The sequence below is a fragment of the Halalkaliarchaeum sp. AArc-CO genome (assembly GCF_024972735.1).
GTDB lineage: Archaea > Halobacteriota > Halobacteria > Halobacteriales > Haloferacaceae > Halalkaliarchaeum.
In genome coordinates this window covers 1325974-1338506 of the sequence record NZ_CP087723.1, presented here as the reverse complement: position 1 = coordinate 1338506, position 12533 = coordinate 1325974, and the positions used below count along the sequence as shown (strand labels likewise).

Below are 12533 nucleotides of genomic sequence, written 5' to 3'. Positions count from 1 at the left end.
GTACTATGACCGAACGACTTTCAGGACAGGCCGCACTGATTACGGGAGCATCGTCGGGGAACGGACGGGAGATCGCCCTCACATTCGCAGACGAAGGGGCAAGCGTCACGGTCGCAGACATCCGCGAGGAGCCGCGGGAGGGTGGAACAGCCACGCACGAGCTGATCGAAGAACGCGGCGGGGAGGCGCAGTTCGTCGAGACGGACGTAAGCAGCGTCGAGGACCTGAAACAGGCAGTCGACGAGACGGTCGACGCGTTCGGATCGCTCGACGTGATGGTGAACAACGCGGGCGTGTTCCCCGGAATGCAGCCGATTTCGGAAATCGACGAGGAGGATTACGACTGGTTGATGGACATCAACCTCAAAGGCGTCGTCTTCGGAAGCAAACTCGCCGCCGAAGTGATGTGCGAACAGGACGACGGCGGGGCGATCGTCAACCTGTCGTCGATCGCCGGGCTCAACGGGTTCGACGATTCGTCGCTGTACTGTGCCTCGAAAGGCGGTGTCGCCAACGTCACTCGGGAGCTCGCAATGGAGCTGGGGCCTGACGGGATCCGAGTCAACGCGATCAACCCCGGCGTCATCGAAACCGCGATGACCACCGAGGACGAGGAGGTGGCCGGAACGATGACGGAGACGATCCCGCTGCGCCGGGACGGAACGCCGGAGGACGTCGCCGACGTCGCGCTGTTCCTGGCGAGCGAGGAGGCCGCCTACGTCACGGGTCACAACCTCGTCGTCGACGGCGGACTCACGGCAGGGGCCTGATAATGATGGTTGTAGGCCGTAACCGGTCGATCGGCGGGCCGGGTGACCGATCGACCGGTAAATCACTACAACCACCATTATGAGACGTCGGGACCGATCCTCCCTACTCCACCTCGGTTTCGATCCAGTCTTCGAACGGCTCGAACACGTCCACCTCGTCGAACCGTTCGACGCAGGGGACTTCGTTCGGATGACGCTCCACTAGACGCGTTTTCAGTTCCGGATACCGTTCGGCAGTTGTTTTCGCAAACAGGATCGCCTCTTCGTCCCCGTCGTAGACCTCACCGTCCCACCTGTAGGTGGATCGGCAGTCGACCACGTTGACGCAGGCGGCCAGGCGTTCTTGGACCAGAAACGAAGCCAACTCGTCTGCGGACTCCCGTGGAGCTGTGACGTACGCTGTCGGCATGGTCGAACGCGGTAGCGCCGACTACTTAAGACACCAGCTCCCGGATCTCGATGGGGAGCGCGACCGCGAAGTTCGAAGGAGTGGTATCGTTGGATCTCAAGGCTTATACGGCGGAGGCGACACCTCCGCGTATGACAATCGAAACCGGCGACTCGGTGACGATCGAGTACACCGGCCGGCTGGACGACGGCTCCGTATTCGACACGACCCACGAGTCCGTCGCCGTCGAGGCCGGGCTCGACGAAGACGGCTCCGACCGGGAGTACAGCCCCCTCACCGTCGAAATCGGTGCGGGACAGATCATCGAAGGGCTCGAGGAGGCACTCGTCGGCATGGACGAGGGAGACAACAAGACCGTCGAGATCCCGCCCGAGAAAGCATACGAGTGGAGCGAAGCGAACATCCGTGAGTTCGGTGCCGCCCAGTTCGTCCAGACGGTCGGACAGGAGCCCGAAGAGGGCGCGTACGTCCGGGACCAGAACGGCACCCTCGCGGAGATCGTCCACGTCGACGAGGACGTCGTCAAGGTAGATTTCAACCACCAGCTCGCGGGTGAGACCCTCGAGTTCGAGTTCGAAGTCGTCGACGTCAGTTAATTTTCTCTCCTCACGATCGGATCGTCCCCCCACCGGGACGCAGTGATCGTTACGCGTCCGCGGGGGCACCACGGCGATTGGGCGTTCTGACCTCCTCCACCTGAGAGTAAACAAGCACCATCCCGATGCCCGCCAGCACCGCTGCGAGCGTGAACGGGACGTGGAACCCGAATTCGACGAGGAACCCCGAAAGGAGCGGCCCCGCGGCGACTCCGAAACCGAACGCCATCGTCAAAGCCGACAGCGTCGTTCCCGATGTGGTCTCGCTGGCGAGGTCACCCGCAAGCGCCAGCGCCGGCGCGAACACCATCGCCCCGGCCACCCCCTGGGCGAACCGCGCCCCGAACATCAGCCAGGAGTCGAGAACGAACCCCTGGGCGGCCGTCGTCGGTACCAGAAGCGCCATCCCGAGGACGATGAACCGCTTGCGGCCGTAGAAGTCCGTCGCGCGGCCGATGGGCATCTGCAGGAAGATCTGGGCCAGCACGAACGCCGCGAACTGGAGGCCGAACATCGTCGGCCCCTGGTCGAGCCGACTGTTGATGAGGTCCCCCAGCGTCGCGAACACGGCGATCCCGATGGCCATGAAAAAGGAGATCACACTCAGCGTAAACACCGGGTCGAACGTGTGTTCCCCCGCCTGATCGAAGATCGCCAGACTCGTGTCGTCGTCCTCCGGATCGGACGGCTCGATGTCGGGGTCGTCGATGAGCACGAGCACGAGTACCAGTGCGAGAGTTGCGGTGAAGGCGGCGAAGTAAAAGGTGGCGTCGAATCCGGAGATGTGTGCGCTCACAGAACCGACGTCGACGGTGTAAGGACCTGCGGCGACGACGGCACCGGCCGCAACCGGTCCGACGCCGAACCCGACCAGCCGGAACGTGTTGTACGTTCCCATGTTGCCGCCGCGGTTCGTCTCCGCCGCCAGATCGTTTACGAGTGCGACCGTCGTCGGAATGATGAACGCGCCGGCCACACCCTGAAGGACGCGGAGCCCGATTAGATGCCAGTACTCGGAGACGAACGAGTAGGCGAAGCTCGCAGCGGCGAGGACGGCCAGGCCGAACAACACGTAGATCTTTCGGCGTCCCGTGCGATCGGAAAGCCTCCCGGTGAACGGCTGGAGCGGACTGTTGACGAATCCGAACAGCGAGAGGACGATCCCCGTGATCGCCACTTCGGTCAGCCCGAACGTGCCGCCAGTGACGAACTCGCTCGCGATGAAAAGCGGCAACACGACGATCAGAAACGAGTTGCCGACGGATTCGGACATCCGGGCGAGCGCGAGTGCCAACACCTGTGGGTTCACACCGAAGAGAGTCCCCATCAGTAGCTGCTCACCTTCTCGACCCTCATGAGTCTCCCGTTCGTGATCGTTCCTCTTCAGTACACGAGTTGCGTTCGTCCCTTGCCGGAAGCAACACACTCCAAAAACAGCATCAGGAGCGTCCGGGAATCCGAGGAGCCAGTATAAATAGATACAAAATATAGCGACACAGCGAAGTCCAGTTGCGGTGCAGCCACGACGTGGGGGCGCACTCTCCGGGAGAAAATCACGCATGGAAAACCGGCGACCCCTGTCGGAACCCCGCGATTCCACACCAGCTCCGAATACGAGTCACATCCGATGATAGATCCGCTCTTCCAGCGTTGTCGGGGGGTATTGTGCGTCAAAGTAATCGGCGCAGTTCTCGGGCCGCTGGTTTTTGGACTCGTCTACCTCGGGAACCCGTTCGGCATTCCGCCGGCTGCCAACGCAGTTCTCGCCGGCGCACTCTGGATCGTGATCTGGTGGGTGACCGAACCGGTTCACCTCGCGGTGACGAGCCTCGTCCCGATCCCGGTGTTCTCACAGGTCGGCGTCGCCGAAGTCGACGCGATCACCGCTCAGTACGCCCATCCGATCGTGTTTCTCCTTCTCGGCGGGTTCATGCTCGCGCTCGCCGTCGAGCGGTGTCACCTCCATCGACGGCTCGCGATCGTCTTCATGGCCAACGTCGGCGGCGCGCCGGCGCGTCTCCTCCTCGGGATAATGGCCGTCACCGCGTTCCTGTCGATGTGGATCTCCAACACCGCCACGGCGATGTTGATGCTCCCGATCGCAGCCGCGATCGCGCTTGCGGGGGCAAACGGCGTCGATGACGCGCCGTCGCTTTCCCCCGGGGAATCGGCCGAAGAGATCGAATCCCCGGACGGGCTACTGTCGAAGGGGTTCGGCCTCGCCCTCCTTTTGGGGGTCGCCTTCGGCGCGAACATCGGCGGGGCGGCCACGCTCATCGGCAGTCCGCCGAGCGCGATCTTCGCCGGGATTGCCGGGTCACAGCTCGGCGTTGACGTCGGCTTTCTCGACTGGATGATCTATGCGGTTCCGCTGGTCGTCGTGACGCTTTTCGTCGCCTGGGGATGTATTATCTTGCTGACCGACCCGACGTCGTCTATCGACGAGGAGTTCGCCAGAAAGTACTACGCCGGGATGTCCGCCATGGAAAGTGACGAACGCCGGGTCGCTCTCGTCTTCGGGCTCGTCATCGTCGCCTGGCTCCTCCGTCCGGCGGTGATCGAACCGATCCTTCCGGGTCTCACCGACCACGTCATCGCGGTGGTGGGCGGGATCGCGCTGTTTCTCGTTCCGGGCGGACCGGACGGAGAAGACCGCCTCCTGTCGTGGGAGGACGCCGCAGAGCTGCCCTGGGACGTGCTCCTTTTGATCGGCGGGAGCTTCGCAGTCGCCCACGCCTTCCAGGTCGGTGGACTAGACGAGGTAGTTGCCCAGTCACTCTCCAGTCTGGAGTGGATGTCGGTGCTGCTTTTGATCGCCACCATCGTGACCGCCGTCATGGCTCTCTCGAACCTCATGTCGAACACGGCGACTGCGACGGTGTTTCTGCCGATCCTCGTCGCGTTCGCGCCCCTGGCCTCTTCGCCGCCGCTGTACCTGATGGCGCCGGCCGCACTGGCAGCGTCGTTCGTATTCGTGTTGCCCGTCGGCACGCCGCCGAACGCGATCGCCTACGGAAACGGCCACCTCGACATCGCACAGATGATGCGGGTCGGGATCGTGATCAACCTGATCTGTATTCCCCTCGTTGCGCTGCTGTCGTATCTCTGGTTGCCGGTGACGCCGTTCGGATGATTCACCGCCAGTCTACCGTTTCGAACACGCACTCCAGATACTCCCCTCTCGAGATCTCGCCGGCAGCGTACGACTGCGCCCACCTCACAGCTATCTCGAATCTGGCGAGTTCCTCGCCATTCGGATCGACGACCACCCCTTCGAACGGGAGCTCGAACCCCTCCGCGACGCCCTCGGCGTACGCCCGGGCAGCAGTCATGACTGCCTCCTCGGGTTCGCCGGAGCTTTGGATCGCGACGAACAGGCGGCTATCGTCGATATCTCCGCCCCGGACCTGTACAGCCGCCGACTCGTCGATCGCGTCGAAGATCGCCTCCGACCGTCGCTCAAGTCGTGTCTCCGGTGGCGTCTCCTCGACGGTAATCCGTATCCACACCCGAACCGGCTGTCTGTCCTGGTCCTCGGGCGTCACGAGCACCCCATAGCGACCGTCGGTTCGGACCTCCTGGACCACCGTCGGCTCACCGGCGGTGAGTTGATACGTCGCGATCGGCTGTTCGCCCGGGTCGAAGACGGTTATTGTGGTTCGGCCGGGGACCGGTCGACGGGTGTCGAGCGCGACGACGAGGAATTCACCGGTGGCGGCCTCGAGTGAGAACGTTCTATCGGTTTCCCACTCGCGTACCACCTGGTGAACCTCCCGGTCGTCGACTCCGCCGTCCCCGTCGACAGCGAGACAGCCGGGAGCCGCACCGAGTGCGAGTACGGGGACACAACCGAGCAGTGTGCGACGGTACATATCCGGACTCACTCCCTCCTTGCTCCTGGGTCGACGCGTGGATCGAGAACTCCATAAGAGAGGTCCTGCAGGAGGTTCCCGAGCACTCCGACCACGACCACGACGAGAACACAGCCGAGCAGGACGGGAACGTCGCGGGAGTTTGCCGCCCCGAACAGGACCAATCCGAACCCCTCGATTCCGAAGACGACCTCGATGACGAACACCGAAAGCACGAGCAGTCCAAGCGCCTCCGTAAACACCATCGAAATCATCGGTATCGCCGCGTTGTGGAGAACGTGTTCGGTGACCCTCCAACTGGACGCGCCTTTCGCCTCGACGAGTTTGACGAACTCGGCGGAGACGTACTCCTTCGCATATGCCCGGGCGTAGCTCAACGGGCCACCGAGCAGCGTCGTAGTCACGAGGACGATCGGAAGGAGATATTCGAACAGCAGTGAGGAGTACACCAGGTGACCGGCGATCGAAACGGACAGCAGGATCGCCCCGAGCCAGAACGTCGGAACGGCAAACGCCACGTACGATGTTCCCGTGCCGACAGCGGCGAGCCGCGAGTCCGGCCTGAGTGCGGCGTACAGTCCAAGCAAGGTGGCGATCGAGAATCCGATTGCGAGGGCCGGAAGCACGTACAGCAGCGTCCGCCCCAACGCCGAAAACACCAGCGGCATCACTGCGTCGCCGGCGTGATACGCGTAGGTGTACGCCTCGGGATCCCCGCCGGTTGCCACGTCCCAGTCGAGCGTCGCCATCCGACGAACCCAGCCCACGTACAGTTCGAATAGCGACGATTCGGCCGTCCCCATTCCAGTACCCGGCGCAGTCGCGGATCCGGCCCGACGCGTCGGAAGATACTCGGGGATCAGCAGAAACAACGCAAACACCGCCGTCAAAACACCCCAGACGGTGATCAGCCCGAATACGAGGTGTTTCGCGATCAGCTTTCCCGGGTTCATCTGCCCGATTCGAGCGAGGCAGTTCCGGAGGCAGCGCGCTGCTGGAGGGGGACCATACATCCGGGATTCGAAGCGAGATCAAAAAACGTATCGGCGAATAGGCGGGTTCGAGCCGCACCGTGGCGTCCGCGGACAGTTTTAATATTGTGCGTTTCGATCCCCGATTGCCCTCCATGAGCGACGACAGTCCTCCAGCTACCTTCGAGCACGTCGACTGGACGGACCGCTCCCGCTCTCGGACGATACTGACGCCCGAACGGATCGTCCTCGTCTTCGGGTTGACAGTCGTCTCCGGGCTCGTGGCCTACGACACCTACGTCGCGCACGTGTACCTGATCGGGAACTGGCAGACCGATGGCCTCGACTGGCTGTTGTTGGTCGGACTCGTCGTGCTGGTCTCACACGCCGGAGTGCCGGCGCTCCGACGCCGACGCACGTTTCGACGTGTCGGATGGAGGCTGTTTCGACGCCCGGCAGTAACACTGGCCGGCGTCTACCTCGGGATCTTCGTTCTGGTGGGGCTTTTCGGCCCGATACTCTACCGGGATCCGGGATTGCAATACGGGCTCGAATATCTCCCGCCCGTGGGGTTTTCAGCGGAGTTCGTCGCCGTCGACTGCCCAGGCGAAGTGACCGGGGACGCCTTCGATAGACAGTGTCACGGATCGTGGGCGTACCCGCTGGGCACGAACCATCGGGGACATCCACTGGGGTTCCTGCTGGTGGAGGGCGCACGGGTAGCGCTGTACGTCGTCGTCTTTACTGCCGCATTCGTGGTTCCGCCGGCGGTCGTGATCGGTGTGATCGCCGGACTTCGTGGCGGACTCGTCGACGACGTGTTGATGTCGGTCGTGACCGTCCAGTTGTCGATCCCCGCGGTCGTCGTCTACTTCGTCGGTTTTGCGGTTCTCGGTCCATCACTGCTGTTGTTGCTCGTAGTGTTCGGCCTGTTCAGCTGGGGCGGCATTGCGCGTCTGGTGCGCAGTGAAACCCTGCAGCGTCGGGAACGGGGCCACGTGCTGGTCGCGCGCAGCCTCGGGGCGAGGAAGTCGTATCTCGCGAAGCGTCACCTCCTGCCGAACGTCACGAACACCGTCGTTCCGGCGGTCTTTCACCTGTTCGCGATACTCGTGCTCGTCGAGGCGGGGCTGGCATTCCTCGGATTCCACGAACTGCGGCTCCACTCGTGGGGATCGACCATAAGCGAGTCGATCAACGCCCAGATCGGAAGTCGGCTGCAGTTGCGGGCCGACCGGCCGGCGTACCAGATCTGGTGGGTTTCTGGACTGCCGGCGCTGGCGTTGACGCTCACGATCACGTCGTTCAAACTACTCGGGGACGGCCTCCGGGACGCGCTGGATCCGCGGCAGTGATACTGATTATTGTAGCGATTTACCGGTCGATCGGCGGGCCGGATGGCCGATCGACCGGTTACGGCCGAGAATAATCAGTATGAGAGAGTCTCAACGGCACCCGGCTTTATCCGTGCAGTGTGTGGAGTACCACCATGAGCGACCTAGCGATCCATCACGTCGGAATCGTCGTGAGCGACCTCGAGGAAGCCGTGGCGTTCTACAGAGACACCCTCGGCCTCTCGGTGGCCGACGAGTTCACGCTGTCGGAACCCGGCATCGGGACCGCGATCGGGGTGGAGGATGTCACCGGCGACTTCGTCCACCTGGAGGGGAACGGCGCACGCGTCGAACTGATCGAATACGACCCGACCGGTTCGGACAGCCGGGCTGACGCGATCAACGGACTCGGGGCGCAACACGTCGGATTCGTAGTCGAAGATATCCAGGAATTCTACGAGCAGCTTCCGGACGACGCGGAACCGCTGAGCAGCCCGCAGCCGGTCGAGACGGGAACCTCGATCGTGTTTTTCCGCGATCCGGACGGCAACTTCCTCGAAGTCGTCGAGGCGTAGTCGGCCGTTGGCTGCGCCCGGGGAGCAGATTTATCATGATATAAAGTGATATTCAAATGTATGACACACCACAGTGACTTCGACGGCAAGACAGTCGTCGTCACCGGGGCGGGATCGGGAATCGGCCGGAAGACCGCGGTCGCGTTCGCCGGAGCGGGAGCGAACGTCGTCCTCGCAGACGTCAATGTCGAGGGTGGCGAGGAAGTCGCCGAAACGATACTCGGGGAGACGGACGGCCACGCGACGTTTGTCGAGGTAGACGTCACCGACGACGACGACGTCGAGCGGATGGTCGAGACGGCTCGCGAGGAGTACGGTGGGCTCGACGTGGCGTTCAACAACGCCGGGATCGGCGGGACATTCGACGCGACAGAGGAAATCTCCGAGGAGGACTGGCAGCGGATTATCGACGTCAACCTCACCGGTGTCTGGCGGTGCATGCGAAAGGAGATCCCACTCATGCTCGAGAACGGCGGCGGCTCGATCGTGAACACCGCCTCGATACTGGGCAAGGTCGGCGAGGCCGGGACGCCGGCGTATACGGCTGCAAAACACGGGGTCGTCGGGCTCACGAAGGTCGCAGCACTGGATCACGCGACCGACGGGATCCGGGTCAACGCAGTGTGTCCGGGGTATATCGAGACACAGATGCTCGACGATGCCGGGGTGACGAAAGACGAGGAACTGCTTGCAAAGACCAAGGAGCTCCACCCGATGAAGCGGCTGGGAACAGTCGAGGAGATCGCCGACGCGGTGACGTGGCTCGCCTCCGAACAGGCGTCGTTCGCGACCGGCGAGACGCTCGCCATCGACGGCGGATACTTGAGTCGGTGAAGAAGGGATCGGAGGGTCGTTGATTTCTTCCCTGCGGTGAACCGCGAGGCTTTCGCCTCGTTTTTCCGTAACTCTGGAAAGTACTGTTATATGTCGTCCAGTACGACGTCCGATATGAAGACCAAGGCCCTCTCACTCGACCGCGACCTCCCTGTGGCGGTCGGCATCGGACTGTTCGTCACTGTCGCGGTCCTGGTCGGCATCGCCATCCTCAACAACAGCTGGCGGATCTGGAATACGGCCGCCTTCTGTGGCTCGTATGCGGACTTCTACGGGCCGCCGGTTCCCGAGGTCTGTCTGTCGTTCCCGGTTTATTTCCGGCTGTCGCTGACCCACCCGCCGTACCTCATCCCAGCAGTGCTGCTCGGAATACTGGCGGCGATCGGGTACGGAGTCCGGCGGCGGGCGTCCGCGGCCTCTGCGACTGAATCGTAGTCGTTTCGAGAACGTTCAGGTGCCGTCGAACGCTTCACAGGTCACTGAAGTGATTGCGGAGGCCGTGAAAGGCGTCCGCGAGTCTCCCTTGCAGTTCTGACTCCTCCATTTCGTCGAAGATGATGGTCTCGGCCTTGTGCCGATCCTCCTCGTCGTGGATGTCGTGCGTTGTGAAGAACTCGCTGTACTCGCTGTCCTCAGGTACCAGCTCGACGGTCTCGTACCACTGTTCGATGACGGCGTCTTTCGCGGACGGTGGCGGGCCGGGTGTTGGATCGGACATGGTGTGTCAGGTTCCGTTCGAAATCTACGGGGTTGTCAAATATAAAGGGAACAACTGCTCATGCTCTGGAACAACCGACCAGACAACCGGAGCGATGGCGGTCAGGCCGACCCAGCCACTTATAAGGAAATTCTTCTAAGCCGGGGAGGGAGTGTGAACCACGGTCGTTTCGCTCGCTACGCTCGCTGCACTCCCTGATTCAAATCCCTCACGCGTCTCTTCGACTCCACTTCGTCGGTCTCGAGCAACCCGATGCCGAGAGTGTCACCACCGTGCGGCGCCAGCTCGCCGCACGGTCGCCAGGCACCGTTCGATCGAGCGCGATGAGGATCTCGAACAGCGCCGTCGAGACATCGAGCAGGCGTTCCAGGAGACTTGTCCGGTCGAGGACGTCGTCTCGCTCCGGAAGGCGTACCGCAGCGCTCGAGGGCAGGCCTAAGGGACCATCCGGCCGTCCCTCGAGGTCGTTCCACGATCCGCCCGGCGGTTCGCAACGCTGGCCCGGGCTGGCGATTACTAGCATCTTCTATATGAGAGGGAGGTGCAGGATGTAAGGCACATATTCAGCACTCACTGGTCAGTGGCCGTGAGCGATGTAACGGCGACATCGATCATCAGACTCCAGATATGTCGAAGTGCAATAGTAGTTGTATGCAAGACATAGAGATTTCATCTATTGGATGCTCACCCAGTGATTTCTAACGCTCAAAATTATGCAAGCTAAGTCGAGCAGACGTTAGAAGCGAACTGTCGCTACGCTTGATTCCGAACCTGAGGATCGCTGACTGAACGATATTCATCTTGAGGAACGTTCGTCACCCGTTGCACAAATTTCATGCGTTGCACGAATGTCACTAGTTACCTATATACAGACCTCGCACGACATCAAACGCGATGACATCGGAAGACCCGTCGACACGATTGGAGCGTGACCCGCCAGCGAGGGAGATGGAAGCAATCCCTGATGCAGTGGCGGAGATCAGGGAACTACTTCAAGAACAGGATCTGACGCTGGAGGACCTGTTGAAGGCGACCCAAGAAGGAAACTTTGAGCCGATGGATTCGGGAAACTACTGTGTCGTCAGTGGCTGTTACGTCGTCTGTAATTCGTGTGAAAAAAAGTAGGCTCACACTGGAACAATGAGGCAGGTGAAGGCAGGGAAGCGGTTGAAGGTGACCTATCCGACGTCTCCCGAAGAATTTTTTGATGTGGTTTCCGAGATCGACACTCTGGCGGACCGATGGATCGCCAACCATGTCAACCGGTTCGATCCGCTCGCCTGGGACGACGAAGACGACAGGCATTTCCGACGAAAAGCGTTCTCGGAACTCTGTCTGTACCTCTACGTGCGAGATGGACATCGCGGCGGTGACGTCAACTACGCCGACAGGGTCGTCAAGCGAATCAACGACCCACGATATTACCGGCTTCCGATTCGCCATCCGAGGGAGTTCCTCCTTTATTACGCTGCTTTCCTTTACGCCAATGAGACCGGAGTCCTGGACGCGGACGCGAAAACGGTTCCGGAGCGAGTTCTGGAGCAACCGGCAGTCTGGAGCGTCGAGTTACCACCGTTTCGGCTGCTGGAACTGTGGTTTTTCTGTTGCGCGTACGGATACGAGACTGACAGGCTGAACCCGGACGCCGTCATCGCCACAAGCTGTCTAAACCGACAGTTCGACGTCGTCAACTCTATCGACCAGGACGCTTACGCTCTCACTCACAACGTCTTCTATTATCGAAACTTCGGGATCCCCCATCCGGCTTTTTCTTCGGACCCTGCTCCCTATGACCTCCGTACGACACTGATCGCGCTGATCCTTCGATACCTGGCAGAAGGTAACACCGACGTCGTCCTGGAACTTCTCGTTGCCGGTGTGTTACAGGACCAGTTACCCCGCGAGATCGAGTACCTGGCACTGTCCTGGGTATACGTCCGATCGGATTCATTGGGATTCGTCCCAGGTCCCGAGTTCCGCCAAGCCCATCGAGACGTCACGGGTCCGGACGACGCTGACGTCGTGGTGGACAACTATCACTCCACGTTCGTTGCCGCAATAGCGACGACGGTCGTCCGCCAGCACGTGAAGGTCGATCGAACGGCGGATTTTCCGCTGGACGACCGGACCGTGACCGGTCTTCTCGAACTCGGTGGCGCTCTCCACGAGCTCTCCGAGTACAATTTGCGTCGGGGCGCCTCGTTGCTTTCGAACGCGGCAGGTCGCTCACTTGGAGGCGTGTACGGCGAGATTATCGGGCTCGCTGTGGAGTATTTACTCAGCCAAAATGTGAACGGCCAGTTCGGCGTCTTTACCGACGAAGAGTACCTCTACCTAGCTGCCGGAGGGGACAGCGATCAGTTTTCCCGAGAGATGGTTTGTCCCGTGACGGAGGGCTGCCAAGAGGTTGTGCAGGACCTCGGTCCCGGAGAGGAGCAACAATCCTAGTGGCAT

The 12533-nt window shown here is 61.6% G+C and carries 14 protein-coding genes; 9 read left to right on the top strand and 5 right to left on the bottom strand.

The window, feature by feature from the left end; translation table 11 throughout:
- Positions 1-5: 5 nt before the first annotated feature.
- Positions 6-770 (top strand): SDR family NAD(P)-dependent oxidoreductase, encoded by a 765-nt coding sequence (locus tag AArcCO_RS07255; RefSeq protein ID WP_259536114.1) that lies wholly within the window; start codon positions 6-8, stop codon positions 768-770.
- Positions 771-873: 103 nt separating this feature from the next.
- On the opposite strand, the gene cutA is transcribed toward AArcCO_RS07255, so the two are convergent.
- On the bottom strand, positions 874-1179 hold the full coding sequence (gene cutA, locus AArcCO_RS07250; RefSeq protein WP_259536112.1) for a divalent-cation tolerance protein CutA: 306 nt from the start codon (positions 1177-1179) through the stop codon (positions 874-876).
- A 131-nt stretch (positions 1180-1310) separates the two neighbouring features.
- On the opposite strand from cutA, the gene AArcCO_RS07245 reads away from it, so the two are divergent.
- Positions 1311-1775: an FKBP-type peptidyl-prolyl cis-trans isomerase gene (locus tag AArcCO_RS07245; RefSeq protein ID WP_259536094.1), complete on the top strand. Its 465-nt coding sequence runs from the start codon at positions 1311-1313 to the stop codon at positions 1773-1775.
- Between the two features lie 49 nt (positions 1776-1824).
- Here the strand turns inward: AArcCO_RS07245 and AArcCO_RS07240 are convergent, their stop codons facing one another.
- Entirely contained in the window at positions 1825-3102 is a 1278-nt protein-coding gene (locus AArcCO_RS07240) for an MFS transporter (protein WP_259536092.1), read from the bottom strand.
- 300 nt (positions 3103-3402) lie between these two features.
- On the opposite strand from AArcCO_RS07240, the gene AArcCO_RS07235 reads away from it, so the two are divergent.
- Entirely contained in the window at positions 3403-4908 is a 1506-nt protein-coding gene (locus AArcCO_RS07235; RefSeq protein WP_259536090.1) for an SLC13 family permease, read from the top strand.
- Between the two features lies 1 nt (position 4909).
- On the opposite strand, the gene AArcCO_RS07230 is transcribed toward AArcCO_RS07235, so the two are convergent.
- Positions 4910-5647 carry a DUF8159 domain-containing protein gene (locus AArcCO_RS07230; protein WP_259536088.1) on the bottom strand — a complete coding sequence of 246 codons (738 nt, stop codon included), beginning with the start codon at positions 5645-5647 and terminating at the stop codon, positions 4910-4912.
- Between the two features lie 8 nt (positions 5648-5655).
- Complete coding sequence (locus AArcCO_RS07225; protein WP_259536086.1) at positions 5656-6600, bottom strand: ABC transporter permease subunit; 945 nt, start codon at positions 6598-6600, stop codon at positions 5656-5658.
- 173 nt (positions 6601-6773) lie between these two features.
- On the opposite strand from AArcCO_RS07225, the gene AArcCO_RS07220 reads away from it, so the two are divergent.
- The 4 genes from AArcCO_RS07220 (at position 6774) to AArcCO_RS07205 (ending at position 9796) form a co-directional block, all read left to right on the top strand.
- Entirely contained in the window at positions 6774-7973 is a 1200-nt protein-coding gene (locus AArcCO_RS07220; protein WP_259536084.1) for an ABC transporter permease, read from the top strand.
- A gap of 134 nt (positions 7974-8107) precedes the next feature.
- Positions 8108-8527: a VOC family protein gene (locus AArcCO_RS07215; RefSeq protein ID WP_259536082.1), complete on the top strand. Its 420-nt coding sequence runs from the start codon at positions 8108-8110 to the stop codon at positions 8525-8527.
- Between the two features lie 60 nt (positions 8528-8587).
- Positions 8588-9361 (top strand): SDR family NAD(P)-dependent oxidoreductase, encoded by a 774-nt coding sequence (locus AArcCO_RS07210; RefSeq protein WP_259536080.1) that lies wholly within the window; start codon positions 8588-8590, stop codon positions 9359-9361.
- A 114-nt stretch (positions 9362-9475) separates the two neighbouring features.
- The gene (locus tag AArcCO_RS07205) at positions 9476-9796 is read left to right on the top strand and encodes a hypothetical protein (RefSeq protein ID WP_259536077.1); all 321 of its coding nucleotides are present in this window, start codon (positions 9476-9478) and stop codon (positions 9794-9796) included.
- Between the two features lie 34 nt (positions 9797-9830).
- Here the strand turns inward: AArcCO_RS07205 and AArcCO_RS07200 are convergent, their stop codons facing one another.
- A complete protein-coding gene (locus tag AArcCO_RS07200; protein WP_259536075.1) occupies positions 9831-10079 on the bottom strand; it encodes a hypothetical protein in 249 nt (82 codons plus the stop codon).
- A gap of 894 nt (positions 10080-10973) precedes the next feature.
- Between AArcCO_RS07200 and AArcCO_RS07195 the strand changes: the two genes are divergently transcribed.
- Both AArcCO_RS07195 and AArcCO_RS07190 read left to right on the top strand, forming a co-directional pair.
- Positions 10974-11204, top strand: a complete 231-nt coding sequence (locus AArcCO_RS07195; protein WP_259536073.1) for a hypothetical protein — start codon at positions 10974-10976, stop codon at positions 11202-11204.
- A gap of 84 nt (positions 11205-11288) precedes the next feature.
- A complete protein-coding gene (locus tag AArcCO_RS07190) occupies positions 11289-12527 on the top strand; it encodes a DUF6895 family protein (RefSeq protein WP_259536071.1) in 1239 nt (412 codons plus the stop codon).
- The last annotated feature ends 6 nt before the right edge of the window (positions 12528-12533 follow it).

What these genes read in the sequence shown, in the direction of transcription:
- AArcCO_RS07255 (WP_259536114.1), top strand. Translation starts at nt 6, where the DNA reads ATGACCGAACGACTTTCAGGACAGGCCGCACTGATTACGGGAGCATCG.
- cutA (WP_259536112.1), bottom strand. Translation starts at nt 1,179, where the DNA reads ATGCCGACAGCGTACGTCACAGCTCCACGGGAGTCCGCAGACGAGTTG.
- AArcCO_RS07245 (WP_259536094.1), top strand. Translation starts at nt 1,311, where the DNA reads ATGACAATCGAAACCGGCGACTCGGTGACGATCGAGTACACCGGCCGG.
- AArcCO_RS07240 (WP_259536092.1), bottom strand. Translation starts at nt 3,102, where the DNA reads ATGGGGACTCTCTTCGGTGTGAACCCACAGGTGTTGGCACTCGCGCTC.
- AArcCO_RS07235 (WP_259536090.1), top strand. Translation starts at nt 3,403, where the DNA reads ATGATAGATCCGCTCTTCCAGCGTTGTCGGGGGGTATTGTGCGTCAAA.
- AArcCO_RS07230 (WP_259536088.1), bottom strand. Translation starts at nt 5,647, where the DNA reads ATGTACCGTCGCACACTGCTCGGTTGTGTCCCCGTACTCGCACTCGGT.
- AArcCO_RS07225 (WP_259536086.1), bottom strand. Translation starts at nt 6,600, where the DNA reads ATGAACCCGGGAAAGCTGATCGCGAAACACCTCGTATTCGGGCTGATC.
- AArcCO_RS07220 (WP_259536084.1), top strand. Translation starts at nt 6,774, where the DNA reads ATGAGCGACGACAGTCCTCCAGCTACCTTCGAGCACGTCGACTGGACG.
- AArcCO_RS07215 (WP_259536082.1), top strand. Translation starts at nt 8,108, where the DNA reads ATGAGCGACCTAGCGATCCATCACGTCGGAATCGTCGTGAGCGACCTC.
- AArcCO_RS07210 (WP_259536080.1), top strand. Translation starts at nt 8,588, where the DNA reads ATGACACACCACAGTGACTTCGACGGCAAGACAGTCGTCGTCACCGGG.
- AArcCO_RS07205 (WP_259536077.1), top strand. Translation starts at nt 9,476, where the DNA reads ATGAAGACCAAGGCCCTCTCACTCGACCGCGACCTCCCTGTGGCGGTC.
- AArcCO_RS07200 (WP_259536075.1), bottom strand. Translation starts at nt 10,079, where the DNA reads ATGTCCGATCCAACACCCGGCCCGCCACCGTCCGCGAAAGACGCCGTC.
- AArcCO_RS07195 (WP_259536073.1), top strand. Translation starts at nt 10,974, where the DNA reads ATGACATCGGAAGACCCGTCGACACGATTGGAGCGTGACCCGCCAGCG.